This window comes from Shigella sonnei, assembly GCF_002950395.1.
Classification (GTDB): Bacteria; Pseudomonadota; Gammaproteobacteria; order Enterobacterales; family Enterobacteriaceae; genus ECMA0423.
In genome coordinates this window covers 3,669,041-3,694,037 of the sequence record NZ_CP026802.1, presented here as the reverse complement: position 1 = coordinate 3,694,037, position 24,997 = coordinate 3,669,041, and the positions used below count along the sequence as shown (strand labels likewise).

At 51.4% G+C, this 24,997-nt stretch carries 24 protein-coding genes and 1 pseudogene; 17 read left to right on the top strand and 8 right to left on the bottom strand.

The genetic code is table 11. From position 1 onward, the window contains the following. Positions 1-17: 17 nt before the first annotated feature. Together rarD and yigI are read right to left on the bottom strand one after the other, a co-directional pair. Complete coding sequence (rarD, locus tag C1P89_RS19110) at positions 18-905, bottom strand: EamA family transporter RarD (protein ID WP_000339103.1); 888 nt, start codon at positions 903-905, stop codon at positions 18-20. Positions 906-956: 51 nt separating this feature from the next. Then, on the bottom strand, positions 957-1,424 hold the full coding sequence (gene yigI / locus C1P89_RS19105) for an acyl-CoA thioesterase YigI (protein WP_001277142.1): 468 nt from the start codon (positions 1,422-1,424) through the stop codon (positions 957-959). Between the two features lie 164 nt (positions 1,425-1,588). Here yigI and pldA point away from each other — a divergent pair, with 164 nt between their 5' ends. The 3 genes from pldA to rhtC all read left to right on the top strand — a co-directional run bounded on the left by pldA (position 1,589) and on the right by rhtC (position 5,100). Further along, positions 1,589-2,458, top strand: coding sequence for a phospholipase A (gene pldA, locus C1P89_RS19100; RefSeq protein WP_001259696.1), 870 nt, complete (start codon positions 1,589-1,591; stop codon positions 2,456-2,458). 132 nt (positions 2,459-2,590) lie between these two features. Beyond that, positions 2,591-4,420 carry an ATP-dependent DNA helicase RecQ gene (recQ, locus tag C1P89_RS19095; RefSeq protein WP_000035581.1) on the top strand — a complete coding sequence of 610 codons (1,830 nt, stop codon included), beginning with the start codon at positions 2,591-2,593 and terminating at the stop codon, positions 4,418-4,420. A gap of 62 nt (positions 4,421-4,482) precedes the next feature. Further along, complete coding sequence (gene rhtC, locus C1P89_RS19090; protein WP_000928848.1) at positions 4,483-5,100, top strand: threonine export protein RhtC; 618 nt, start codon at positions 4,483-4,485, stop codon at positions 5,098-5,100. A gap of 61 nt (positions 5,101-5,161) precedes the next feature. On the opposite strand, the gene rhtB is transcribed toward rhtC, so the two are convergent. Further along, positions 5,162-5,782, bottom strand: coding sequence for a homoserine/homoserine lactone efflux protein (rhtB, locus tag C1P89_RS19085; protein ID WP_000171710.1), 621 nt, complete (start codon positions 5,780-5,782; stop codon positions 5,162-5,164). 110 nt (positions 5,783-5,892) lie between these two features. Between rhtB and pldB the strand changes: the two genes are divergently transcribed. From pldB to bioP, 3 genes are all read left to right on the top strand, one after another. Continuing rightward, positions 5,893-6,915, top strand: a complete 1,023-nt coding sequence (gene pldB / locus C1P89_RS19080; protein WP_000487654.1) for a lysophospholipase L2 — start codon at positions 5,893-5,895, stop codon at positions 6,913-6,915. Between the two features lie 7 nt (positions 6,916-6,922). Then, positions 6,923-7,723 carry a sugar/pyridoxal phosphate phosphatase YigL gene (yigL, locus tag C1P89_RS19075; protein WP_000285346.1) on the top strand — a complete coding sequence of 267 codons (801 nt, stop codon included), beginning with the start codon at positions 6,923-6,925 and terminating at the stop codon, positions 7,721-7,723. Between the two features lie 75 nt (positions 7,724-7,798). Further along, entirely contained in the window at positions 7,799-8,698 is a 900-nt protein-coding gene (bioP, locus tag C1P89_RS19070) for a biotin transporter (RefSeq protein WP_001196238.1), read from the top strand. Here bioP and metR read toward each other — a convergent pair. Next, positions 8,586-9,539, bottom strand: coding sequence for an HTH-type transcriptional regulator MetR (gene metR / locus C1P89_RS19065; RefSeq protein WP_000573618.1), 954 nt, complete (start codon positions 9,537-9,539; stop codon positions 8,586-8,588). The two genes, bioP and metR, sit on opposite strands and share 113 nt — an antisense overlap. Before the next feature lie 235 nt (positions 9,540-9,774). On the opposite strand from metR, the gene metE reads away from it, so the two are divergent. Continuing rightward, a complete protein-coding gene (gene metE, locus C1P89_RS19060; RefSeq protein WP_000153974.1) occupies positions 9,775-12,036 on the top strand; it encodes a 5-methyltetrahydropteroyltriglutamate--homocysteine S-methyltransferase in 2,262 nt (753 codons plus the stop codon). A 284-nt stretch (positions 12,037-12,320) separates the two neighbouring features. Here the strand turns inward: metE and C1P89_RS19055 are convergent, their stop codons facing one another. Beyond that, positions 12,321-12,566 (bottom strand): hypothetical protein, encoded by a 246-nt coding sequence (locus C1P89_RS19055; protein WP_024261285.1) that lies wholly within the window; start codon positions 12,564-12,566, stop codon positions 12,321-12,323. A 170-nt stretch (positions 12,567-12,736) separates the two neighbouring features. Between C1P89_RS19055 and C1P89_RS19050 the strand changes: the two genes are divergently transcribed. Then, positions 12,737-13,965 (top strand): IS3-like element IS2 family transposase gene (locus C1P89_RS19050; protein ID WP_114144153.1). Its coding sequence is split into 2 segments (ribosomal slippage): positions 12,737-13,052 and positions 13,052-13,965, totalling 1,230 coding nucleotides; the frame shifts between segments, so codons are not numbered across the junction. A 331-nt stretch (positions 13,966-14,296) separates the two neighbouring features. Here C1P89_RS19050 and tssD read toward each other — a convergent pair. Both tssD and C1P89_RS19040 read right to left on the bottom strand, forming a co-directional pair. Then, a pseudogene (gene tssD / locus C1P89_RS26070) lies at positions 14,297-15,040 on the bottom strand (type VI secretion system tube protein TssD); the annotation flags it as partial. A gap of 393 nt (positions 15,041-15,433) precedes the next feature. Continuing rightward, a complete protein-coding gene (locus C1P89_RS19040; RefSeq protein WP_005137516.1) occupies positions 15,434-16,246 on the bottom strand; it encodes a dienelactone hydrolase family protein in 813 nt (270 codons plus the stop codon). Positions 16,247-16,507: 261 nt separating this feature from the next. On the opposite strand from C1P89_RS19040, the gene udp reads away from it, so the two are divergent. From udp to tatD, 9 genes are all read left to right on the top strand, one after another. Further along, entirely contained in the window at positions 16,508-17,269 is a 762-nt protein-coding gene (gene udp, locus C1P89_RS19035) for a uridine phosphorylase (protein WP_000045175.1), read from the top strand. 140 nt (positions 17,270-17,409) lie between these two features. After that, positions 17,410-18,837, top strand: coding sequence for a DNA recombination protein RmuC (gene rmuC / locus C1P89_RS19030; protein WP_000347715.1), 1,428 nt, complete (start codon positions 17,410-17,412; stop codon positions 18,835-18,837). A gap of 94 nt (positions 18,838-18,931) precedes the next feature. Then, positions 18,932-19,687, top strand: coding sequence for a bifunctional demethylmenaquinone methyltransferase/2-methoxy-6-polyprenyl-1,4-benzoquinol methylase UbiE (gene ubiE / locus C1P89_RS19025; protein ID WP_000227958.1), 756 nt, complete (start codon positions 18,932-18,934; stop codon positions 19,685-19,687). 13 nt (positions 19,688-19,700) lie between these two features. Then, complete coding sequence (gene ubiJ, locus C1P89_RS19020; RefSeq protein ID WP_001295259.1) at positions 19,701-20,306, top strand: ubiquinone biosynthesis protein UbiJ; 606 nt, start codon at positions 19,701-19,703, stop codon at positions 20,304-20,306. Beyond that, positions 20,303-21,943 carry a ubiquinone biosynthesis regulatory protein kinase UbiB gene (gene ubiB, locus C1P89_RS19015; protein WP_000187535.1) on the top strand — a complete coding sequence of 547 codons (1,641 nt, stop codon included), beginning with the start codon at positions 20,303-20,305 and terminating at the stop codon, positions 21,941-21,943. The genes ubiJ and ubiB overlap by 4 nt, the downstream gene beginning before the upstream one ends. A 78-nt stretch (positions 21,944-22,021) precedes the next feature. Then, positions 22,022-22,291 carry a Sec-independent protein translocase subunit TatA gene (gene tatA / locus C1P89_RS19010; RefSeq protein WP_001295260.1) on the top strand — a complete coding sequence of 90 codons (270 nt, stop codon included), beginning with the start codon at positions 22,022-22,024 and terminating at the stop codon, positions 22,289-22,291. Positions 22,292-22,294: 3 nt separating this feature from the next. Further along, the gene (tatB, locus tag C1P89_RS19005) at positions 22,295-22,810 is read left to right on the top strand and encodes a Sec-independent protein translocase protein TatB (protein ID WP_000459594.1); all 516 of its coding nucleotides are present in this window, start codon (positions 22,295-22,297) and stop codon (positions 22,808-22,810) included. A gap of 2 nt (positions 22,811-22,812) precedes the next feature. Then, the gene (gene tatC / locus C1P89_RS19000) at positions 22,813-23,589 is read left to right on the top strand and encodes a Sec-independent protein translocase subunit TatC (RefSeq protein ID WP_000109943.1); all 777 of its coding nucleotides are present in this window, start codon (positions 22,813-22,815) and stop codon (positions 23,587-23,589) included. Positions 23,590-23,630: 41 nt separating this feature from the next. After that, positions 23,631-24,413, top strand: coding sequence for a 3'-5' ssDNA/RNA exonuclease TatD (gene tatD, locus C1P89_RS18995; RefSeq protein WP_005137520.1), 783 nt, complete (start codon positions 23,631-23,633; stop codon positions 24,411-24,413). Here the strand turns inward: tatD and rfaH are convergent. After that, the gene (rfaH, locus tag C1P89_RS18990; RefSeq protein WP_001192391.1) at positions 24,410-24,898 is read right to left on the bottom strand and encodes a transcription/translation regulatory transformer protein RfaH; all 489 of its coding nucleotides are present in this window, start codon (positions 24,896-24,898) and stop codon (positions 24,410-24,412) included. The two genes, tatD and rfaH, sit on opposite strands and share 4 nt — an antisense overlap. Positions 24,899-24,997: the final 99 nt, after the last annotated feature.

Genomic DNA, 24,997 nt, shown 5'->3' with positions numbered 1-24,997 from the left:
CCTACCCATGTTAATTCTTAACTTTTTCTACGCTGCGTATAAATCGCATCCATCACAAAAATTGCCAGCGCCACCCAAATAAAGGCGAAAGTCACCATCTTATCGGCACCCGGTTTTTCACCATAAAACGTCACAGCCAGCAGGAACATCAGCGTCGGGCCAATGTACTGGAAAAAGCCTAACGTTGAGAGACGCAAGCGCGTGGCAGCGGCGGTAAAACACAACAGCGGTACGGTAGTGACAATACCGGCGGCGATCAGCAGTAAATTCAGCGACATCGGGTTTTGCCCCATATGGCTGGTTGAGCTGTCGGCAATAGCAAACAGGTAAATTGCCGCCACGGGCAGCAGCCACATGGTTTCGATTAACATGCCGGTTTGCGCTTCAACGGCAATCTTCTTGCGTACCAGACCGTAGAAGGCAAAACTAAATGCCAGTCCCAGCGCGATAATAGGTAGCGAACCAAAAGTCCACAGCTGGACTAACACGCCACATATCGCCAGAATCACCGCCAGCCATTGCATCCGGCGGAATCGCTCGCCGAGGAAAATCATCCCCAGCACAATGTTCACCAGCGGGTTAATAAAGTAACCAAGGCTCGCTTCCAGCATATGGTGATTGTTCACCGCCCAGATAAACAGTAGCCAGTTGCCACCAATCAGCACGGCAGAGACTGCCAGCATAAAAATTTTCTGTGGCGTCTGAATCAGCGTTTTTAAATAGGACCACTGGCGGCAAATGCTCATCAGCACCACCATAAAGAAAAACGACCAGATCACGCGATGCGTCAGGATTTCATCGGCGGGCACGTAGTAAATCAACTTGAAGTACGCTGGCGCTATACCCCAAATAAAATAAGCGGCAAGAGCGAGTAATACGCCCTGCCGCGTTTGTTTTGCATCCATCGGGAATACTCATTTTTAATTGGTAACAGCAGTTTACCTGCTTTTATGTCTTCAACCTACCATATAGGTGGCGGTGGCACTGGCAATATAAAGCTGTTCTTCATTGTGTAATTCAACGCGGGCGACGGCGACTTTATTGCCTGCACGCAACAGGCTACTGGTAGCAGTAAAACGCTCGCCCCTGCCTGGGCGCAGATAATCAACGCGAAGATCAATGGTCCCCATCCGCGATAGCCGCTGGCGTAGTTCATCTTCACTGATGGTTTCGTGGCGGGTTAAGGTACTTCCCACGCACACCAGACCGGCGGCGACATCCAGCGCCGACGCAATGACCCCGCCGTGCAAAATGCTTTGCGCCCAGTTGCCCACCATCATTGGCTGATTTTTAAAGGCCAGCTGTGCGAACTCTTTTTCGTAACGCTCCAGTTCCATCCCCAATGCGCGGTTAAATGGCATGTGATAAACAAACATCTCACCCACTAATTTCAGGGCTTGTTCAGCGGTCAGTACGGCAGACATATCATCCTTACACTTCATTGGTTAATGAAATGTTGATTTTATGCTTCTTTGTTGTTGGTTTCTACTTTAGGAAGGGATAACTAACGGCTATGGAGTTAAGTATGTAAAATAGCCCGCAGAAAAATATTCACCTTATCAATAATTCGTTACGGAGAACACGACCGATGCGGACTCTGCAGGGCTGGTTGTTGCCGGTGTTTATGTTGCCTATGGCAGTATATGCACAAGAGGCAACGGTGAAAGAGGTGCATGACGCGCCAGCGGTGCGTGGCAGTATTATCGCCAATATGCTGCAGGAGCATGACAATCCGTTCACGCTCTATCCTTATGACACCAACTACCTCATTTACACCCAAACCAGCGATCTGAATAAAGAAGCGATTGCCAGTTACGACTGGGCGGAAAATGCGCGTAAGGATGAAGTAAAGTTTCAGTTGAGCCTGGCATTTCCGCTGTGGCGTGGGATTTTAGGCCCGAACTCGGTGTTGGGTGCGTCTTATACGCAAAAATCCTGGTGGCAACTGTCCAATAGCGAAGAGTCTTCACCGTTTCGTGAAACCAACTACGAACCGCAATTGTTCCTCGGTTTTGCCACCGATTACTGTTTTGCAGGTTGGACGCTGCGCGATGTGGAGATGGGGTATAACCACGACTCTAACGGGCGTTCCGACCCGACCTCCCGCAGCTGGAACCGCCTTTATACTCGCCTGATGGCAGAAAACGGTAACTGGCTGGTAGAAGTGAAGCCGTGGTATGTGGTGGGTAATACTGACGATAACCCGGATATCACCAAATATATGGGTTACTACCAGCTTAAAATCGGCTATCACCTCGGTGATGCGGTGTTGAGTGCGAAAGGACAGTACAACTGGAATACCGGTTACGGCGGCGCGGAGTTAGGCTTAAGTTACCCGATCACCAAACATGTGCGCCTTTATACTCAGGTTTACAGCGGCTATGGCGAATCGCTCATCGACTATAACTTCAACCAGACCCGTGTCGGTGTAGGAGTTATGCTAAACGACTTGTTTTGATGAACGGTTGAGTGGTTGGCAAATCTGGAACCCAGCATCCAGGATTACCCTCTCAGAGACTAAAAGCATTGCAGTTTCTCGCGCAGGCGCTGAAAATAGCGCCTGTTTTTATTTCAGGCAATCGGGGTGAATGTGGCGCAGGCGGAAGTGTTGAATCTGGAGTCCGGAGCTAAACAGGTTTTACAAGAAACCTTTGGCTACCAACAGTTTCGCCCCGGCCAGGAAGAAATTATCGACACTGTGCTTTCCGGTCGCGATTGCCTGGTCGTCATGCCCACCGGTGGCGGAAAATCCCTTTGCTATCAAATTCCTGCCTTATTGCTAAACGGCCTTACCGTGGTTGTTTCACCGCTGATTTCGTTGATGAAAGATCAGGTGGATCAACTGCAAGCCAACGGCGTGGCGGCGGCGTGCCTTAACTCGACGCAAACCCGCGAGCAGCAACTTGAAGTGATGACAGGCTGCCGCACCGGGCAAATTCGTCTGCTTTATATCGCCCCGGAACGCCTGATGCTGGATAACTTTCTTGAGCATCTGGCGCACTGGAATCCGGTGTTATTAGCCGTTGATGAAGCGCACTGTATCTCCCAATGGGGCCACGATTTCCGCCCGGAATATGCCGCGCTTGGTCAGTTACGCCAGCGTTTCCCGACCCTGCCGTTTATGGCGCTGACTGCCACAGCCGACGACACCACGCGCCAGGATATCGTGCGCTTGCTGGGGCTGAACGATCCGCTGATTCAAATCAGCAGTTTTGACCGTCCGAATATTCGCTACATGCTGATGGAGAAATTCAAACCGCTCGATCAGTTGATGCGCTACGTGCAGGAACAGCGCGGTAAGTCCGGCATTATCTACTGCAACAGCCGGGCGAAAGTAGAAGACACCGCTGCGCGCCTGCAAAGCAAGGGTATTAGCGCGGCGGCCTATCATGCCGGGCTGGAAAATAATGTCCGCGCCGACGTGCAGGAGAAATTCCAGCGCGATGACCTGCAAATTGTGGTGGCGACGGTGGCGTTCGGCATGGGCATCAATAAACCAAACGTTCGCTTCGTGGTCCACTTTGATATTCCGCGCAATATCGAATCCTATTATCAGGAAACCGGTCGCGCCGGGCGTGATGGCCTGCCTGCGGAAGCGATGCTGTTTTACGATCCGGCTGATATGGCGTGGCTGCGCCGTTGTCTGGAAGAGAAGCCGCAGGGGCAGTTGCAGGATATTGAGCGCCACAAACTCAATGCGATGGGCGCGTTTGCCGAAGCGCAAACTTGCCGTCGTCTGGTATTGCTGAACTATTTTGGCGAAGGGCGTCAGGAGCCGTGCGGGAACTGCGATATCTGCCTCGATCCGCCGAAACAGTACGACGGTTCAACCGATGCTCAGATTGCCCTTTCCACCATTGGTCGTGTGAATCAGCGGTTTGGGATGGGTTATGTGGTGGAAGTGATTCGTGGTGCTAATAACCAGCGTATCCGCGACTATGGTCATGACAAACTGAAAGTCTATGGCATGGGCCGTGATAAAAGCCATGAACATTGGGTGAGCGTGATCCGCCAGCTGATTCACCTCGGCCTGGTGACGCAAAATATTGCCCAGCATTCTGCCCTACAACTGACAGAGGCCGCGCGCCCGGTGCTGCGCGGCGAATCCTCTTTGCAACTTGCCGTGCCGCGTATCGTGGCGCTCAAACCGAAAGCGATGCAGAAATCGTTCGGCGGCAACTATGATCGCAAACTGTTCGCCAAATTACGCAAACTGCGTAAATCGATTGCCGATGAAAGTAATGTCCCGCCGTACGTGGTGTTTAACGACGCAACCTTGATTGAGATGGCTGAACAGATGCCGATCACCGCCAGCGAAATGCTCAGCGTTAACGGCGTTGGGATGCGCAAGCTGGAACGCTTTGGTAAACCGTTTATGGCGCTGATTCGTGCGCATGTCGATGGCGACGACGAAGAGTAGTCAGCAGCATAAAAAAGTGCCAGGATGAAGACTCCGTAAACGTTTCCCCGCGAGTCAAATGTATGTTGATGTTATTTCTCACCGTCGCCATGGTGCACATTGTGGCGCTTATGAGCCCCGGTCCCGATTTCTTTTTTGTCTCTCAGACCGCTGTCAGTCGTTCCCGTAAAGAAGCGATGATGGGCGTGCTGGGCATTACCTGCGGTGTAATGGTTTGGGCTGGGATTGCGTTGCTTGGCCTGCATTTGATTATCGAAAAAATGGCCTGGCTGCATACGCTTATGGTTGGCGGTGGCCTGTATCTCTGCTGGATGGGTTACCAGATGCTGCGCGGCGCGCTGAAAAAAGAGGCGGTTTCTGCACCTGCGCCACAGGTCGAGCTGGCGAAAAGTGGGCGCAGTTTCCTGAAAGGTTTACTGACCAATCTCGCTAATCCGAAAGCGATTATCTACTTTGGCTCGGTGTTCTCATTGTTTGTCGGTGATAACGTTGGCACTACCGCGCGCTGGGGCATTTTTGCGCTGATCATTGTCGAAACGCTGGCGTGGTTTATCGTCGTTGCCAGCCTGTTTGCCCTGCCGCAAATGCGCCGTGGTTATCAACGTCTGGCGAAGTGGATTGATGGTTTTGCCGGGGCGTTATTTGCCGGATTTGGCATTCATTTGATTATTTCGCGGTGATGCCAGACGCGTCTTCAGAGTAAGTCGGATAAGGCGTTTACGCCGCATCCGACATTATTTTTCACGCATGCCTCGCCGATGCTAACAGCGCTCCCACCAGCATAAACAACGAGCCGAAAATCTTATTCAGCGCCTTCATCTGCTTTGGTCCTTTAATCCATAGAGCAATCCGTTGAGCAAGGGTGGCGTAACCGATCATCACAATAATATCGACCACAATAGTGGTGACGCCGAGCACGATATACTGCATCAGTTGCGGCTGTTGCGGCATGATGAATTGCGGAAATAGCGCCGCCAGAAACACAATACTTTTGGGATTGGTGAGATTCACAAAAACTGCGCGCTGGAACAAATGTCGACGCGATTGAGTAGAGGCCAGCGATTTAAGGTCAATTGCACCAGCGGCGCGCCACTGCTGGATTCCCAGCCAAATCAAGTAAGCCGCGCCTGCCCACTTCAACACTTCAAACGCAATCACTGAGCGGGAAAATAGCGTCCCCAACCCCACGCCAACCAGCACAATATGAATCGCCAGTCCGGTCTGAAGCCCAGCAATAGACGCCACCGCGCCGCGATAACCGTGGTTGAGCGAGGTGGTCATAGTGTTGATTGCACCAGAGCCTGGCGACAGGCTTAAAATGATCGATGTCAGCAGGTAGGCAAACCACCATTCTAAGGTCATGATGAACTCCCGGTGTGTCTATTTTTGTGCCACAATACGCTACTGTCGCAGCGTTGTGTCAGGCACGCTAAAAAAAACGATTTTACGTGGTTTAAGAGGCAGATTACCCGATGTTTCAGCAGCAAAAAGACTGGGAAACAAGAGAAAACGCGTTTGCTGCTTTTACCATGGGACCGCTGACTGATTTCTGGCGTCAGCGTGATGAAGCAGAGTTTACTGGTGTGGATGACATTCCGGTGCGCTTTGTCCGTTTTCGCGCACAGCACCATGACCGGGTGGTAGTCATCTGCCCGGGGCGTATTGAGAGCTACGTAAAATATGCGGAACTGGCCTATGACCTGTTCCATTTGGGGTTTGATGTCTTAATCATCGACCATCGCGGGCAGGGACGTTCCGGTCGCCTGTTAGCCGATCCGCATCTCGGGCATGTTAATCGCTTTAATGATTATGTTGATGATCTGGCGGCATTCTGGCAGCAGGAGGTTCAGCCCGGTCCGTGGCGTAAACGCTATATACTGGCACATTCGATGGGCGGTGCGATCTCCACATTATTTCTGCAACGCCATCCAGGTGTATGTGACGCCATTGCGCTAACTGCGCCAATGTTTGGGATCGTGATTCGTATGCCGTCATTTATGGCACGGCAGATCCTCAACTGGGCCGAAGCGCATCCACGTTTCCGTGATGGCTATGCAATAGGCACCGGGCGCTGGCGCGCGTTGCCGTTTGCTATCAACGTACTGACCCACAGCAGACAGCGATATCGACGTAACTTACGCTTCTATGCTGATGACCCAACGATTCGCGTCGGTGGGCCGACCTACCATTGGGTACGCGAAAGTATTCTGGCTGGCGAACAGGTGTTAGCCGGTGCGGGTGATGACGCCACGCCAACGCTTCTCTTGCAGGCTGAAGAGGAACGCGTGGTGGATAACCGCATGCATGACCGTTTTTGTGAACTCCGCACCGCCGCGGGCCATCCTGTCGAAGGAGGACGACCGTTGGTAATTAAAGGTGCTTACCATGAGATCCTTTTTGAAAAGGACGCAATGCGCTCAGTCGCGCTCCACGCCATTGTTGATTTTTTCAACAGGCATAACTCACCCAGCGGAAACCGCTCTACAGAGGTTTAAATTTCTTATGTACCAGGTTGTTGCGTCTGATTTAGATGGCACGTTACTTTCTCCCGACCATACGTTATCCCCTTACGCCAAAGAAACCCTGAAGCTGCTCACCGCGCGCGGCATCAACTTTGTGTTTGCGACCGGTCGTCACCACGTTGATGTGGGGCAAATTCGCGATAATCTGGAGATCAAGTCGTACATGATCACCTCCAACGGCGCGCGCGTTCACGATCTGGATGGCAATCTGATTTTTGCTCATAACCTGGATCGCGACATTGCCAGCGATCTGTTTGGCGTAGTCAACGACAATCTGGACATCATTACTAACGTTTATCGCGACGACGAATGGTTTATGAATCGCCATCGCCCGGAAGAGATGCGCTTTTTTAAAGAAGCGGTGTTCAAATATGCGCTGTATGAGCCTGGATTACTGGAGCCGGAAGGCGTCAGCAAAGTGTTCTTCACCTGCGATTCCCATGAACAACTGCTGCCGCTGGAGCAGGCGATTAACGCTCGTTGGGGCGATCGCGTCAACGTTAGTTTCTCTACCTTAACCTGTCTGGAAGTGATGGCGGGCGGCGTTTCAAAAGGCCATGCGCTGGAAGCGGTGGCGAAGAAACTGGGCTACAGCCTGAAGGATTGTATTGCGTTTGGTGACGGGATGAACGATGCCGAAATGCTGTCGATGGCGGGGAAAGGCTGCATTATGGGCAGTGCGCACCAGCGTCTGAAAGACCTTCATCCCGAGCTGGAAGTGATTGGTACTAATGCCGACGACGCGGTGCCGCATTATCTGCGTAAACTCTATTTATCGTAATCGTTCTTTATTTGGTCAGTTGTCAACCTGATACTTCGCTACAATGGATACTCGTTAATCAAAGAGTTTTCCATTGTGGCGCTACTTATCATCACCACGATTCTGTGGGCCTTCTCCTTTAGCTTTTATGGCGAGTACCTTGCGGGGCACGTCGATAGCTATTTTGCGGTGCTGGTGCGCGTTGGCCTGGCGGCACTCGTTTTTCTGCCGTTTCTGCGTACCCGTGGCAATAGCCTGAAAACGGTCGGCCTGTATATGCTGGTGGGCGCGATGCAGCTCGGCGTGATGTATATGCTGAGTTTCCGCGCTTATCTCTACCTGACGGTCTCCGAATTGTTGCTGTTCACCGTACTGACGCCGCTCTACATCACGCTGATTTATGACATCATGAGTAAGCGCCGTCTGCGCTGGGGCTATGCTTTTAGCGCCTTGCTGGCGGTGATTGGTGCCGGGATTATTCGCTATGATCAGGTTACCGACCATTTCTGGACTGGCTTGTTGCTGGTGCAACTCTCCAATATCACTTTTGCCATCGGCATGGTGGGTTACAAACGCCTGATGGAAACTCGCCCGATGCCGCAGCATAACGCCTTTGCGTGGTTCTATCTTGGCGCGTTCCTGGTGGCGGTAATTGCATGGTTCTTGCTGGGAAATGCGCAGAAAATGCCGCAAACCACGTTGCAATGGGGCATTCTGGTGTTTCTTGGCGTGGTGGCTTCCGGGATTGGCTACTTTATGTGGAACTACGGCGCGACGCAGGTGGACGCCGGAACGCTGGGCATTATGAATAATATGCACGTTCCGGCAGGGCTGCTGGTAAACCTGGCTATCTGGCACCAACAGCCGCACTGGCCAACGTTCATTACAGGCGCGCTGGTGATCCTGGCCTCACTGTGGGTGCATCGTAAGTGGGTCGCTCCGCGCTCTTCACAAACGGCAGATGATCGCAGGCGTGATTGCGCGCTGAGCGAATAAATGCTTCTGTAATCGGCTGACGCTGCTCGCCATCGCGCACGGCGGCGTACAGTCGGCTCCACAAGCCTTCGCCCAGGGTTTTGGTCACCACCAGACCCTGGCGCTCAAAACTCTCTACTACCCAATGCGGTAGCGCGGCAATACCCATCCGCGCGGCAACCATCTGAATCAACAATAAGGTGTTATCGACGCTTTTCAGTGACGGGCTGACGCCTGCCGGCTGAAGAAAATGCCGCCAGACATCCAGTCGACTACGCTGCACCGGATAAATCAACAGCGTCTCGCTGGCGAGATCTTCCGGTGTAATTCGCGTTTTCGCCGCCAGTGGATGGTCAGGTGCTAACACCAGACGCACTTCATAGTCGAACATCGGCGAATAATGCAGGCCACTGCGCGGCAGGATATCGGAGGTCATCACCAGATCCAGCTCGCCCTGTTGCAACGCAGGCTGCGGGTCAAACGTCACGCCCGATTTAAAATCCATCTCTACCTGCGGCCAGTTCTTATGGAAATTTTCTAACGCGGGCGTCAGCCACTGAATACAGCTATGGCACTCAATGGCAATGCGCAGACGCGTCTGCTGCGGTTCATTGCAGGCTTGCAGTGCCTGGCTGATTTGCGGCAGCACCTGGTTTGCCAGTTGCAACAGGATTTCTCCCTGCGGTGTAAAGCGTAGCGGCTGGCTCTTACGCACAAATAGCCGGAAGCCAAGGCGTTGTTCCAGATCGCTAAACTGGTGAGACAGGGCGGATTGCGTCTGATGCAACGTCGCCGCAGCGGCTGCGAGAGAGCCGCAGTTCCGCAACGCTTGTAGCGTTTTCAGGTGTTTTACTTCGATCATGAAAGTCCTTCACTTCGGCATGAATAATTTGCGCTTGAGGAATATACAGTAACCGCCAATTATGGATGTGTAAACATCTGGACGGCTAAAATCCTTCGTCTTTTAAATTTATGGTGCGTTGGCTGCGTTTCTCCACCCCGGTCACTTACTTCAGTAAGCTCCCGGGGATGAATAAACTTGCCGCCTTCCCTAAATTCAAAATCCATAGGATTTACATATAATTAGAGGAAGAAAAATGACAATATTGAATCACACCCTCGGTTTCCCTCGCGTTGGCCTGCGTCGCGAGCTGAAAAAAGCGCAAGAAAGTTATTGGGCGGGGAACTCCACGCGTGAAGAACTGCTGACAGTAGGGCGTGAACTGCGTGCTCGTCACTGGGATCAACAAAAGCAAGCGGGTATCGACCTGCTGCCGGTGGGCGATTTTGCCTGGTACGATCATGTACTGACCACCAGTTTGCTGCTGGGTAATGTTCCGCCACGTCATCAGAACAAAGACGGTTCGGTAGATATCGACACCCTGTTCCGTATTGGTCGTGGACGTGCGCCGACTGGCGAACCTGCGGCGGCAGCGGAAATGACCAAATGGTTTAACACCAACTATCACTACATGGTGCCGGAGTTCGTTAAAGGCCAACAGTTCAAACTGACCTGGACGCAGCTGCTGGAGGAAGTGGACGAGGCGCTGGCGCTGGGCCACAACGTTAAGCCTGTGCTGCTGGGGCCGGTTACTTACCTGTGGCTGGGGAAAGTGAAAGGTGAACAGTTTGACCGCCTTAGCCTGCTGAACGACATTCTGCCGGTTTATCAGCAAGTGCTGGCAGAACTGGCGAAACGCGGCATCGAGTGGGTACAGATTGATGAACCCGCGCTGGTACTGGAACTACCACAGGCGTGGCTGGACGCATACAAACCCGCTTACGACGCGCTCCAGGGACAGGTGAAACTGCTGCTGACCACCTATTTTGAAGGCGTAACGCCAAATCTCGACACGATTACTGCGCTGCCTGTTCAGGGTCTGCATGTTGATCTCGTACATGGTAAAGATGACGTTGCTGAACTGCACAAGCGCCTGCCTTCTGACTGGTTGCTGTCTGCGGGTCTGATCAATGGTCGTAACGTCTGGCGCGCCGATCTTACCGAGAAATATGCGCAAATTAAGGACATTGTCGGCAAACGTGATTTGTGGGTGGCATCTTCCTGCTCGTTGCTGCACAGCCCCATCGACCTGAGCGTGGAAACGCGTCTTGATGCAGAAGTGAAAAGCTGGTTTGCCTTCGCCCTACAAAAATGCCATGAACTAGCACTGCTGCGCGATGCGCTGAACAGTGGTGACACGGCAGCTCTGGCAGAGTGGAGCGCCCCAATTCAGGCGCGTCGTCACTCTACTCGTGTACATAATCCGGCGGTAGAAAAGCGTCTGGCGGCGATCACCGCCCAGGACAGCCAGCGTGCGAATGTCTATGAAGTGCGTGCTGAAGCCCAGCGTGCACGTTTTAAACTGCCAGCGTGGCCGACCACCACGATTGGTTCCTTCCCGCAAACCACGGAAATTCGTACCCTGCGTCTGGATTTCAAAAAGGGCAATCTCGACGCCAATAACTACCGCACGGGCATTGCGGAACATATCAGGCAGGCCATTGTTGAACAGGAACGTTTGGGACTGGATGTGCTGGTACATGGCGAGGCCGAGCGTAATGACATGGTGGAATACTTTGGCGAGCACCTCGACGGGTTTGTCTTTACGCAAAACGGTTGGGTACAGAGCTACGGTTCCCGCTGCGTGAAGCCACCGATTGTTATTGGTGACGTTAGTCGCCCGGCACCGATTACCGTGGAGTGGGCGAAGTATGCGCAATCTCTGACTGATAAACCGGTGAAAGGGATGCTGACTGGCCCGGTGACTATTCTCTGCTGGTCGTTCCCGCGTGAAGATGTCAGCCGTGAAACCATCGCCAAACAGATTGCGCTGGCGCTGCGTGATGAAGTGGCCGATCTGGAAGCCGCTGGAATTGGCATCATCCAGATTGACGAACCGGCTCTGCGCGAAGGTTTACCGCTGCGTCGTAGCGACTGGGATGCGTATCTCCAGTGGGGCGTAGAGGCCTTCCGTATCAACGCCGCCGTGGCGAAAGATGACACACAAATCCACACTCACATGTGTTATTGCGAGTTCAACGACATCATGGATTCGATTGCGGCACTGGACGCAGACGTCATCACCATCGAAACCTCGCGTTCTGACATGGAGTTGCTGGAGTCGTTCGAAGAGTTTGATTATCCGAATGAAATCGGTCCAGGCGTCTATGACATTCACTCGCCAAACGTACCGAGCGTGGAATGGATTGAAGCCTTGCTGAAGAAAGCGGCAAAACGCATTCCGGCAGAGCGCCTGTGGGTTAACCCGGACTGTGGCCTGAAAACGCGCGGCTGGCCAGAAACCCGCGCGGCACTGGCGAACATGGTGCAGGCGGCGCAGAATTTGCGTCGGGGATGATGAATATTAACGAGTCACTGTAAATTGCAGTACGATGAAAGAGGCAAAACTGCCTGATACTAGGCCTACATAATTTATGCAATTTATTGAATTTTTGGGTTTTGTTGGCCGGACAAGGCGTTCACGCCGCATCCGGCATGAACAACGCGCACTTTGCCAATAATCTGATGGCTTCCATCACCGGAAGCCATTTTGCTATCTGCGCCCGTTCAGATACAGAAATAACCGAATCATTTTTACGCAAAATATAATCCTGAGCGATTTGTTCAGTAATCAACGCTACGTTATTTATTCTCACTTTTCACGAAATTGTATCCCTTTTCAGTAACGTGGTAGTGAGGCATAGACTTATGTCCGCTATCCTCAATAATAACCAAACCCTCGTTAGCTAATTTGTTAACAATGTTAACAACATTACCGAATCCTGGAATTTGCCTTATGGATAGTGTGCGATCGAGATTCATCCAGTTCCAGTTTATATCTTTCTCAGCCATAATTTTCAGTACGTTAATTTCAGTTTCAGTTATCATAGTCAAGTGCATCCTGGTGGTATAAGTCATTAAGTTCTCCCTTAAGTTTATAATCTTCTAGAGTAGCAGTATGCGTATGTAGACTGGCCCCCTGAATCTCCAGACAACCAGTATCACTTAAATAAGTGATAGTCTTAATACTAGTTTTTAGACTAGTCATTGGAGTACAGATGATTGATGTCTTAGGGCCGGAGAAACGCAGACGGCGTACCACACAGGAAAAGATCGCAATTGTTCAGCAGAGCTTTGAACCGGGGATGACGGTCTCCCTCGTTGCCCGGCAACATGGTGTAGCAGCCAGCCAGTTATTTCTCTGGCGTAAGCAATACCAGGAAGGAAGTCTTACTGCTGTCGCCGCCGGAGAACAGGTTGTTCCTGCCTCTGAACTTGCTGCCGCCATGAAGCAGATTAAAGAACTCCAGCGCCTGCTCGGCAAGAAAACGATGGAAAATGAACTCCTCAAAGAAGCCGTTGAATATGGACGGGCAAAAAAGTGGATAGCGCACGCGCCCTTATTGCCCGGGGATGGGGAGTAAGCTTAGTCAGCCGTTGTCTCCGGGTGTCGCGTGCGCAGTTGCACGTCATTCTCAGACGAACCGATGACTGGATGGATGGCCGCCGCAGTCGTCACACTGATGATACGGATGTGCTTCTCCGTATACACCATGTTATCGGAGAGCTGCCCACGTATGGTTATCGTCGGGTATGGGCGCTGCTTCGCAGACAGGCAGAACTTGATGGTATGCCTGCGATCAATGCCAAACGTGTTTACCGGATCATGCGCCAGAATGCGCTGTTGCTTGAGCGAAAACCTGCTGTACCGCCATCGAAACGGGCACATACAGGCAGAGTGGCCGTGAAAGAAAGCAATCAGCGATGGTGCTCTGACGGGTTCGAGTTCTGCTGTGATAACGGAGAGAGACTGCGTGTCACGTTCGCGCTGGACTGCTGTGATCGTGAGGCACTGCACTGGGCGGTGACTACCGGCGGCTTCAACAGTGAAACAGTACAGGACGTCATGCTGGGAGCGGTGGAACGCCGCTTCGGCAACGATCTTCCGTCGTCTCCAGTGGAGTGGCTGACGGATAATGGTTCATGCTACCGGGCTAATGAAACACGCCAGTTCGCCCGGATGTTGGGACTTGAACCGAAGAACACGGCGGTGCGGAGTCCGGAGAGTAACGGAATAGCAGAGAGCTTCGTGAAAACGATAAAGCGTGACTACATCAGTATCATGCCCAAACCAGACGGGTTAACGGCAGCAAAGAACCTTGCAGAGGCGTTCGAGCATTATAACGAATGGCATCCGCATAGTGCGCTGGGTTATCGCTCGCCACGGGAATATCTGTGGCAGCGGGCTTGTAATGGGTTAAGTGATAACAGATGTCTGGAAATATAGGGGCAAATCCAGTATGATTCCAGAGTGCATAGCCTGCGTCACCATCAGGTTGTCCTGTTTCCCAACCAAGATTACAGTAACGCTGATATTCCCGACACTCATGAGTATAGAAGTTAAGATCTACTTGTTCTGGGGGGATTTTTCCTTTCTCAATGTCTTTCAGTCTATTGATCATCACTTCATTTACAGGATCATGACCAAATCTGGCTATATGTTTTTCAACAATAGCGATACCTTCCCTGTTGATTGTTACGCCATCTGTCGTCAGGTTTTCTATTGGACCACCGGCAAGCTCGGGATTAAATGGTCTTCCTGATACTGCTCCTCTGGCTCCGAAATGCTCAAGTGATTCCAAATCAGGGAGTCTCATTCTCCCCAGAACTGCTCCAGCAACTATTGAAGCACCAGCGATGAGTAACCCTTTGTTATCCATAAATTGATCATAACCAGCAGGTGCATCTCCCCCCAACTTGTCTGCTGTTTCCCTGAATCCTTCGATATTCCCATTGTATATGCCGACAGCAGCAAGCAGTCTGCCAACCGCTTTACTATTAAGTGTTTTGAAACCATTACCAGCTTTAGTTTTTGGCCGTGGTATAAACAGACGGTTGTAGTTATCGGGAAATGCCCAATAACTAAATTCAGTATTAGCAATCAGATGCCTGGAGAGTATATATTAATAACTGACAGTGATGGCTTCTGTATCCAGATTGTTCTCAGTAAACAGGTGATTGATTGCTGATAAGAGCGCGCCGCGGAGTTGAATGTTGTAATATTTCTCCCATCGACCAAACCTATTGATCCGATAGAAGTCAAACTCCATGAACAACTGCTCGTTATTGTTAATAGCGTTAATAAGTAACGGGGAGCTTTTGTCAATCAATTTACAGAAACTAAGGCCATGCAATTATGACCCTTTGCCTGTATTCGTAATACTATTAGAGAGCGAGAACGCGAAGATTTCATCATCATGGCCAATCTGCCAGCGATTACCTATTGATGCGCTCGTTCCACAACGAGAGGAAATACATCCTTGTTGTTCTCCGGTTATGGTCAGGTAAATAATATCACTCATCCTTGAAAAACCTTTTGTTAATTCTTTTGTGAAAGAGAAATAGTATTGTTGTTTTTTTTACCTTTATTTACGCCTAAAAGTGATGAACTAAAATGTGAAAAACAAAATGTTTCACTTTAATATCTTTTTATCAGGAAGGTCTGAGATGATTTATAATTAATGTGAATGTGTTGATAATAATTAATGTTTGTTTGTGAATGGGAGTTGATGGTAAATCTCTAAGGTGTCTTCCATTGAAGAGACTCATTTATGACTATGACTTGCCGACTTTCTTAAGGTCAAATAGCGGAGTCGTAATCTCCAATCAATTCATACTGATTATTTTTTGGGGGACAGAGATGGCAGCAAAACGCACTCGTTTACTCACCATCTCAAATATAGACTAAGAGGAAACTAACTCCGCTTCTCTCCATACTGCTTAAACCATTCCAGCATACGCTGCCAGCCATCTTTCGCAGATTCGGCATGATAGCTCGGGCGATAATCAGCGTTGAATGCATGCCCGGCATCCGGGTACACGATAATCTCTGCTTTCGCATTAGCAGCCCGCAGCGCCTGGCGCATGGTTTCAACGCTCTCCTGCGGAATGCTGTTATCCTGACCGCCATATAAGCCGAGAATCGGCGCGTTAAGATCGGTTGCGATATCAACAGGTTGTTTCGGTGAATTCAGCGACTTGTCGCCCGTCAGTTTGCCGTACCACGCCACTGCAGCTTTTAGCTGTGGATTATGCGCGGCATACAGCCAGGTGATACGTCCACCCCAGCAGAATCCGGTGATCATTAAACGATGAACATCGCCGCCGTTGCGGGAAGCCCAACTGGCGGCATGATCGAGATCGGCCAGCACCTGCGAGTCAGGCACTTTTGCTACCAGACCGCTAAGCAACGTGGGGATATCGGCAAAATCATTCGGATCGCCTTCGCGGAAGTAAAGTTCAGGTGCGATAGCCAGATACCCCTCCAGCGCCAGACGGCGACAAATGTCGCGGATATGTTCATGCACGCCAAAAATTTCCTGCACTACAATGACCACTGGCAGTGGGCCATCGCTTTGCTTTGGTCTGGCATGGTAAGCAGGCATGTTATCCCCTTGTGAAGGGATAGAGGTGAAGCCCGCCACAATCGCGTCGTCCAGGGTCTGAACGATGGTCGAAGCGAGAGGCGATGCAGCAGGTGCAAATCCAGATTGTTGTGTTGTTGCCATGGTATTCTCCGTACCCTTATAAAAATGTTGCGCAATGTTAACTATAGTCAGCATGCAACAAATCACATTGCCTGAATCGGCTCATCTTTTATGCAGTCCTGCAGAATGAAGAGTGATTTATGTGATTTGAATCACTTTTGGTGGGTAAATTTATGCAACGCATTTGCGTCATGGTGATGAGTATCACGAAAAAATGTTAAACCCTTCGGTAAAGTGTCTTTTTGCTTCTTCTGACTAAACCGATTCACAGAGGAGTTGTATATGTCCAAGTCTGATGTTTTTCATCTCGGCCTCACTAAAAACGATTTACAAGGGGCTACGCTTGCCATCGTCCCTGGCGACCCGGATCGTGTGGAAAAGATCGCCGCGCTGATGGATAAGCCGGTTAAGCTGGCATCTCACCGCGAATTCACTACCTGGCGTGCAGAGCTGGATGGTAAACCTGTTATCGTCTGCTCTACCGGTATCGGCGGCCCGTCTACCTCTATTGCTGTTGAAGAGCTGGCACAGCTGGGCATTCGCACCTTCCTGCGTATCGGTACAACGGGCGCTATTCAGCCGCATATTAATGTGGGTGATGTCCTGGTTACCACGGCGTCTGTCCGTCTGGATGGCGCGAGCCTGCACTTCGCACCGCTGGAATTCCCGGCTGTCGCTGATTTCGAATGTACGACTGCGCTGGTTGAAGCTGCGAAATCCATTGGCGCGACAACTCACGTTGGCGTGACAGCTTCTTCTGATACCTTCTACCCAGGTCAGGAACGTTACGATACTTACTCTGGTCGCGTAGTTCGTCACTTTAAAGGTTCTATGGAAGAGTGGCAGGCGATGGGCATAATGAACTATGAAATGGAATCTGCAACCCTGCTGACCATGTGTGCAAGTCAGGGCCTGCGTGCCGGTATGGTAGCGGGTGTTATCGTTAACCGCACCCAGCAAGAGATCCCGAATGCTGAGACGATGAAACAAACTGAAAGCCAAGCGGTGAAAATCGTGGTGGAAGCGGCGCGTCGTCTGCTGTAATTCTCTTCTCCTGTCTGAAGGCCGACGCGTTCGGCCTTTTGTATTTTTGCGTAGCGCCTCGCAGGAAATGCCTTTCCAACTGGACGTTTGTACAGCACAATTCTATTTTGTGCGGGTAAGTTGTTGCGTCAGGAGGCGTTGTGGATTTCTCAATCATGGTTTACGCAGTTATTGCGTTGGTGGGTGTGGCAATTGGCTGGCTGTTTGCCAGTTATCAACATGCGCAGCAAAAAGCCGAGCAATTAGCTGAACGTGAAGAGATGGTCGCGGAGTTAAGCGCGGCAAAACAACAAATTACCCAAAGCGAGCACTGGCGTGCAGAGTGCGAGTTACTCAATAACGAAGTGCGCAGCCTGCAAAGTATTAACACCTCTCTGGAGGCCGATCTGCGTGAAGTAACCACGCGGATGGAAGCCGCACAGCAACATGCTGACGATAAAATTCGCCAGATGATTAACAGCGAGCAGCGCCTCAGTGAGCAGTTTGAAAACCTCGCCAACCGTATTTTTGAGCACAGCAATCGCCGGGTTGATGAGCAAAACCGTCAGAGTCTGAACAGCCTGTTGTCGCCGCTACGTGAACAACTGGACGGTTTCCGCCGTCAGGTTCAGGACAGCTTCGGTAAAGAAGCACAAGAACGCCATACCCTGACCCACGAAATTCGCAATCTCCAGCAACTCAACGCGCAAATGGCCCAGGAAGCGATCAACCTGACGCGCGCGCTGAAAGGCGACAATAAAACCCAGGGCAACTGGGGCGAGGTAGTATTGACGCGGGTGCTGGAGGCTTCCGGTCTGCGTGAAGGGTATGAATATGAAACCCAGGTCAGCATCGAAAATGACGCCCGCTCGCGGATGCAGCCGGATGTCATCGTGCGGCTGCCGCAGGGAAAAGATGTGGTGATCGACGCCAAAATGACGCTGGTCGCCTATGAACGCTATTTTAACGCCGAAGACGACTACACCCGCGAAAGCGCGCTACAGGAACATATCGCGTCGGTGCGTAACCATATCCGTTTGCTGGGACGCAAAGATTATCAACAGCTGCCGGGGCTGCGAACTCTGGATTACGTGCTGATGTTTATTCCCGTTGAACCCGCTTTTTTACTGGCGCTTGACCGCCAGCCGGAGCTGATCACCGAAGCGTTGAAAAACAATATCATGCTGGTTAGCCCGACTACGCTGCTGGTGGCGTTGCGTACTATTGCCAACCTGTGGCGTTATGAGCATCAAAGCCGCAACGCCCAGCAAATCGCCGATCGTGCCAGCAAGCTGTACGACAAGATGCGTTTGTTCATCGATGACATGTCCGCGATTGGTCAAAGTCTCGACAAAGCGCAGGATAACTACCGCCAGGCAATGAAAAAACTCTCTTCAGGTCGCGGAAATGTGCTGGCGCAGGCAGAAGCGTTTCGCGGTTTAGGAGTAGAAATTAAACGCGAGATTAATCCGGATTTGGCTGAACAGGCGGTGAGCCAGAATGAAGAGTATCGACTTCGGTCGGTTCCGGAGCAGCCGAATGATGAAGCTTATCAACGCGATGATGAATATAATCAGCAGTCGCGCTAGCCCATTAGGGGTAGTTAAGCCGGGTAGAAATCTAGGGCATCGACGCCCAATCTGTTACACTTCTGGAACAATTTTTTGATGAGCAGGCATTGAGATGGTGGATAAGTCACAAGAAACGACGCACTTTGGTTTTCAGACCGTCGCGAAGGAACAAAAAGCGGATATGGTCGCCCACGTTTTCCATTCCGTGGCATCAAAATACGATGTCATGAATGATTTGATGTCATTTGGTATTCATCGTTTGTGGAAGCGATTCACGATTGATTGCAGCGGCGTACGCCGTGGGCAGACCGTGCTGGATCTGGCTGGTGGCACCGGCGACCTGACAGCGAAATTCTCCCGCCTGGTCGGAGAAACTGGCAAAGTGGTCCTTGCTGATATCAATGAATCCATGCTCAAAATGGGACGCGAGAAGCTGCGTAATATCGGTGTGATTGGCAACGTTGAGTATGTTCAGGCGAACGCTGAGGCGCTGCCGTTCCCGGATAACACCTTTGATTGCATCACCATTTCGTTTGGTCTGCGTAACGTCACCGACAAAGATAAAGCACTGCGTTCAATGTATCGCGTGCTGAAACCCGGCGGCCGCCTGCTGGTGCTTGAGTTCTCGAAGCCAATTATCGAGCCGCTGAGCAAAGCCTATGATGCATACTCCTTCCATGTGCTGCCGCGTATTGGCTCACTGGTCGCGAACGACGCCGACAGCTACCGTTATCTGGCAGAATCCATCCGTATGCATCCCGATCAGGATACCCTGAAAGCCATGATGCAGGATGCCGGATTCGAAAGTGTCGACTACTACAATCTGACGGCAGGGGTTGTGGCGCTGCATCGTGGTTATAAGTTCTGACAGGAGACCGGAAATGCCTTTTAAACCTTTAGTGACGGCAGGAATTGAAAGTCTGCTCAACACCTTCCTGTATCGCTCACCCGCGCTGAAAACAGCCCGCTCGCGTCTGCTGGGTAAAGTATTGCGCGTGGAGGTAAAAGGCTTTTCGACGTCATTGATTCTGGTGTTCAGCGAACGCCAGGTTGATGTACTGGGCGAATGGGCAGGCGATGCTGACTGCACCGTTATCGCCTACGCCAGTGTGTTGCCGAAACTTCGCGATCGCCAGCAGCTTACCGCACTGATTCGCAGTGGTGAGCTGGAAGTGCAGGGCGATATTCAGGTGGTGCAAAACTTCGTTGCGCTGGCAGATCTGGCAGAGTTCGACCCTGCGGAACTGCTGGCCCCTTATACCGGTGATATCGCCGCTGAAGGAATCAGCAAAGCCATGCGCGGAGGCGCAAAGTTCCTGCATCACGGCATTAAGCGCCAGCAACGTTATGTGGCGGAAGCCATTACTGAAGAGTGGCGTATGGCACCCGGTCCGCTTGAAGTGGCCTGGTTTGCGGAAGAGACGGCTGCCGTCGAGCGTGCTGTTGATGCCCTGACCAAACGGCTGGAAAAACTGGAGGCTAAATGACGCCAGGTGAAGTACGGCGCCTATATTTCATCATTCGCACTTTTTTAAGCTACGGACTTGATGAACTGATCCCCAAAATGCGTATCACCCTGCCGCTACGGCTATGGCGATACTCATTATTCTGGATGCCAAATCGGCATAAAGACAAACTTTTAGGTGAGCGACTACGACTGGCCCTGCAAGAACTGGGGCCGGTTTGGATCAAGTTCGGGCAAATGTTATCAACCCGCCGCGATCTTTTTCCACCGCATATTGCCGATCAGCTGGCGTTATTGCAGGACAAAGTTGCTCCGTTTGATGGCAAGCTGGCGAAGCAGCAGATTGAAGCTGCAATGGGCGGCTTGCCGGTAGAAGCGTGGTTTGACGATTTTGAAATCAAGCCACTGGCTTCTGCTTCTATCGCCCAGGTTCATACCGCGCGATTGAAATCGAATGGTAAAGAGGTGGTGATTAAAGTCATCCGCCCGGATATTTTGCCGGTTATTAAAGCGGATCTGAAACTTATCTACCGTCTGGCTCGCTGGGTGCCGCGTTTGCTGCCGGATGGTCGCCGTCTGCGCCCAACCGAAGTGGTGCGCGAGTACGAAAAGACCTTGATTGATGAACTGAATTTGCTGCGGGAATCTGCCAACGCCATTCAGCTTCGGCGAAATTTTGAAGACAGCCCGATGCTCTACATCCCGGAAGTTTACCCTGACTATTGTAGTGAAGGGATGATGGTGATGGAGCGCATTTACGGCATTCCGGTGTCTGATGTTGCGACGCTGGAGAAAAATGGCACCAACATGAAATTGCTGGCGGAACGTGGCGTGCAGGTGTTCTTCACTCAGGTCTTTCGCGACAGCTTTTTCCATGCCGATATGCACCCTGGCAACATTTTCGTAAGCTATGAACACCCGGAAAACCCGAAATATATCGGCATTGATTGCGGGATTGTTGGCTCGCTAAACAAAGAAGATAAACGCTATCTGGCAGAAAACTTTATCGCCTTCTTTAATCGCGACTATCGCAAAGTGGCAGAGCTACACGTCGATTCTGGCTGGGTGCCACCAGATACCAACGTTGAAGAGTTCGAATTTGCCATTCGTACGGTCTGTGAACCTATCTTTGAGAAACCGCTGGCCGAAATTTCGTTTGGACATGTACTGTTAAATCTGTTTAATACGGCGCGTCGCTTCAATATGGAAGTGCAGCCGCAACTGGTGTTACTCCAGAAAACCCTGCTCTATGTCGAAGGGGTAGGACGCCAGCTTTATCCGCAGCTCGATTTATGGAAAACAGCGAAGCCTTTCCTGGAGTCGTGGATTAAAGATCAGGTCGGTATTCCTGCCCTGGTGAGAGCATTTAAAGAAAAAGCGCCGTTCTGGGTCGAAAAAATGCCAGAACTGCCTGAATTGGTTTACGACAGTTTGCGCCAGGGCAAGTATTTACAGCACAGTGTTGATAAGATTGCCCGCGAGCTTCAGTCAAATCATGTACGTCAGGGACAATCGCGTTATTTTCTCGGAATTGGCGCTACGTTAGTATTAAGTGGCACATTCTTGTTGGTCAGCCGACCTGAATGGGGGCTGATGCCCGGCTGGTTAATGGCAGGTGGTCTGATCGCCTGGTTTGTCGGTTGGCGCAAAACACGCTGATTTTTTCATCGCTCAAGGCGGGTCGTGTAACGTATAATGCGGCCTTGTTTAATCATCATCTACCACAGAGGAACATGTATGGGTGGTATCAGTATTTGGCAGTTATTGATTATTGCCGTCATCGTTGTACTGCTTTTTGGCACCAAAAAGCTCGGCTCCATCGGTTCCGATCTTGGTGCGTCGATCAAAGGCTTTAAAAAAGCAATGAGCGATGATGAACCAAAGCAGGATAAAACCAGTCAGGATGCTGATTTTACTGCGAAAACTATCGCCGATAAGCAGGCGGATACGAATCAGGAACAGGCTAAAACAGAAGACGCGAAGCGCCACGATAAAGAGCAGGTGTAATCCGTGTTTGATATCGGTTTTAGCGAACTGCTATTGGTGTTCATCATCGGCCTCGTCGTTCTGGGGCCGCAACGACTGCCTGTGGCGGTAAAAACGGTAGCGGGCTGGATTCGCGCGTTGCGTTCACTGGCGACAACGGTGCAGAACGAACTGACCCAGGAGTTAAAACTCCAGGAGTTTCAGGACAGTCTGAAAAAGGTTGAAAAGGCGAGCCTCACTAACCTGACGCCCGAACTGAAAGCGTCGATGGATGAACTACGCCAGGCCGCGGAGTCGATGAAGCGTTCCTACGTTGCAAACGATCCTGAAAAGGCGAGCGATGAAGCGCACACCATCCATAACCCGGTGGTGAAAGATAATGAAGCTGCGCATGAGGGCGTAACGCCTGCCGCTGCACAAACGCAGGCCAGTTCGCCGGAACAGAAGCCAGAAACCACGCCAGAGCCGGTGGTAAAACCTGCTGCGGACGCTGAACCGAAAACCGCTGCACCTTCCCCTTCGTCGAGTGATAAACCGTAAACATGTCTGTAGAAGATACTCAACCGCTTATCACGCATCTAATTGAGCTGCGTAAGCGTCTGCTGAACTGCATTATCGCGGTGATCGTGATATTCCTGTGTCTGGTCTATTTCGCCAATGACATCTATCACCTGGTATCCGCGCCATTGATCAAGCAGTTGCCGCAAGGTTCAACGATGATCGCCACCGACGTGGCCTCGCCGTTCTTTACGCCGATCAAGCTGACCTTTATGGTGTCGCTGATTCTGTCAGCGCCGGTGATTCTCTATCAGGTGTGGGCATTTATCGCCCCAGCGCTGTATAAGCATGAACGTCGCCTGGTGGTGCCGCTGCTGGTTTCCAGCTCTCTGCTGTTTTATATCGGCATGGCATTCGCCTACTTTGTGGTCTTTCCGCTGGCATTTGGCTTCCTTGCCAATACCGCGCCGGAAGGGGTGCAGGTATCCACCGACATCGCCAGCTATTTAAGCTTCGTTATGGCGCTGTTTATGGCGTTTGGTGTCTCCTTTGAAGTGCCGGTGGCAATTGTGCTGCTGTGCTGGATGGGGATTACCTCGCCAGAAGACTTACGCAAAAAACGCCCGTATGTGCTGGTTGGTGCATTCGTTGTCGGGATGTTGCTGACGCCGCCGGATGTCTTCTCGCAAACGCTATTGGCGATCCCGATGTACTGTCTGTTTGAAATCGGTGTCTTCTTCTCACGCTTTTACGTTGGTAAAGGGCGAAATCGGGAAGAGGAAAACGACGCTGAAGCAGAAAGCGAAAAAACTGAAGAATAAATTCAACCGCCCGTCAGGGCGGTTGTCATATGGAGTACAGGATGTTTGATATCGGCGTTAATTTGACCAGTTCGCAATTTGCGAAAGACCGTGATGATGTTGTAGCGCGCGCTTTTGACGCGGGAGTTAATGGGCTACTCATCACCGGCACTAACCTGCGTGAAAGCCAGCAGGCGCAAAAGCTGGCGCGTCAGTATTCGTCCTGTTGGTCAACGGCGGGCGTACATCCTCACGACAGCAGCCAGTGGCAAGCTGCGACTGAAGAAGCGATTATTGAGCTGGCCGCGCAGCCAGAAGTGGTGGCGATTGGTGAATGTGGTCTCGACTTTAACCGCAACTTTTCGACGCCGGAAGAGCAGGAACGCGCTTTTGTTGCCCAGCTACGCATTGCCGCAGATTTAAACATGCCGGTATTTATGCACTGTCGCGATGCCCACGAGCGGTTTATGACATTGCTGGAGCCGTGGCTGGATAAACTGCCTGGTGCGGTTCTTCATTGCTTTACCGGCACACGCGAAGAGATGCAGGCGTGCGTGGCGCATGGAATTTATATCGGCATTACCGGTTGGGTTTACGATGAACGACGCGGACTGGAGCTGCGGGAACTTTTGCCGTTGATTCCGGCGGAAAAATTACTGATCGAAACTGATGCGCCGTATCTGCTCCCTCGCGATCTCACGCCAAAGCCATCATCCCGGCGCAACGAGCCAGCCCATCTGCCCCATATTTTGCAACGTATTGCGCACTGGCGTGGAGAAGATGCCGCATGGCTGGCTGCCACCACGGATGCTAATGTCAAAACACGGTTTGGGATTGCGTTTTAGAGTTTGCGGAACTCGGTGTTCTTCACACTGTGCTTAATCTCTTTATTAATAAGATTAAGCAATAGCATGGAGCGAGCCTCACCATCGGGTTCGGTGAAAATGGCCTGAAAGCCTTCGAACGCGCCTTCGGTAATAATCACCTTATCTCCCGGATAAGGGGTTGCCGGATCGACAATGTCTTTCGGTTTATATACCGATAGCTGATGAATCACCGCCGATGGGACTATCGCTAGCGACGCGCCAAAGCGCACGAAGTGGCTGACACCGCGGGTCGCGTTGATAGTCGTGGTATGAATCACTTCTGGATCAAATTCGACAAACAGGTAGTTGGGAAACAATGGCTCACTGACTGCAGTACGTTTTCCACGCACGATTTTTTCCAGGGTGATCATCGGTGCCAGGCAATTCACAGCCTGTCTCTCAAGGTGTTCCTGGGCACGTTGAAGTTGCCCGCGCTTGCAGTACAGTAAATACCAAGATTGCATAATGACTCTTATCCGTTTAATCGGGGCGCAAGGATAGCAAAAGCTTTACGCTAAGTTAATTATATTCCCCGGTTTGCGTTATACCGTCAGAGTTCACGC

Excerpts from the sequence above, each read along its gene's own strand:
- yigI (WP_001277142.1), bottom strand. The coding sequence starts at position 1,424 with ATGTCTGCCGTACTGACCGCTGAACAAGCCCTGAAATTAGTGGGTGAG.
- tatA (WP_001295260.1), top strand. The coding sequence starts at position 22,022 with ATGGGTGGTATCAGTATTTGGCAGTTATTGATTATTGCCGTCATCGTT.
- C1P89_RS19055 (WP_024261285.1), bottom strand. The coding sequence starts at position 12,566 with ATGATAACTGAAACTGAAATTAACGTACTGAAAATTATGGCTGAGAAA.
- tatD (WP_005137520.1), top strand. The coding sequence starts at position 23,631 with ATGTTTGATATCGGCGTTAATTTGACCAGTTCGCAATTTGCGAAAGAC.
- ubiE (WP_000227958.1), top strand. The coding sequence starts at position 18,932 with ATGGTGGATAAGTCACAAGAAACGACGCACTTTGGTTTTCAGACCGTC.
- yigL (WP_000285346.1), top strand. The coding sequence starts at position 6,923 with ATGTACCAGGTTGTTGCGTCTGATTTAGATGGCACGTTACTTTCTCCC.
- udp (WP_000045175.1), top strand. The coding sequence starts at position 16,508 with ATGTCCAAGTCTGATGTTTTTCATCTCGGCCTCACTAAAAACGATTTA.
- rhtB (WP_000171710.1), bottom strand. The coding sequence starts at position 5,782 with ATGACCTTAGAATGGTGGTTTGCCTACCTGCTGACATCGATCATTTTA.
- pldB (WP_000487654.1), top strand. The coding sequence starts at position 5,893 with ATGTTTCAGCAGCAAAAAGACTGGGAAACAAGAGAAAACGCGTTTGCT.
- ubiB (WP_000187535.1), top strand. The coding sequence starts at position 20,303 with ATGACGCCAGGTGAAGTACGGCGCCTATATTTCATCATTCGCACTTTT.
- rhtC (WP_000928848.1), top strand. The coding sequence starts at position 4,483 with ATGTTGATGTTATTTCTCACCGTCGCCATGGTGCACATTGTGGCGCTT.
- C1P89_RS19040 (WP_005137516.1), bottom strand. The coding sequence starts at position 16,246 with ATGGCAACAACACAACAATCTGGATTTGCACCTGCTGCATCGCCTCTC.
- rfaH (WP_001192391.1), bottom strand. The coding sequence starts at position 24,898 with ATGCAATCTTGGTATTTACTGTACTGCAAGCGCGGGCAACTTCAACGT.
- metR (WP_000573618.1), bottom strand. The coding sequence starts at position 9,539 with ATGATCGAAGTAAAACACCTGAAAACGCTACAAGCGTTGCGGAACTGC.
- tatC (WP_000109943.1), top strand. The coding sequence starts at position 22,813 with ATGTCTGTAGAAGATACTCAACCGCTTATCACGCATCTAATTGAGCTG.
- ubiJ (WP_001295259.1), top strand. The coding sequence starts at position 19,701 with ATGCCTTTTAAACCTTTAGTGACGGCAGGAATTGAAAGTCTGCTCAAC.
- rarD (WP_000339103.1), bottom strand. The coding sequence starts at position 905 with ATGGATGCAAAACAAACGCGGCAGGGCGTATTACTCGCTCTTGCCGCT.
- metE (WP_000153974.1), top strand. The coding sequence starts at position 9,775 with ATGACAATATTGAATCACACCCTCGGTTTCCCTCGCGTTGGCCTGCGT.
- pldA (WP_001259696.1), top strand. The coding sequence starts at position 1,589 with ATGCGGACTCTGCAGGGCTGGTTGTTGCCGGTGTTTATGTTGCCTATG.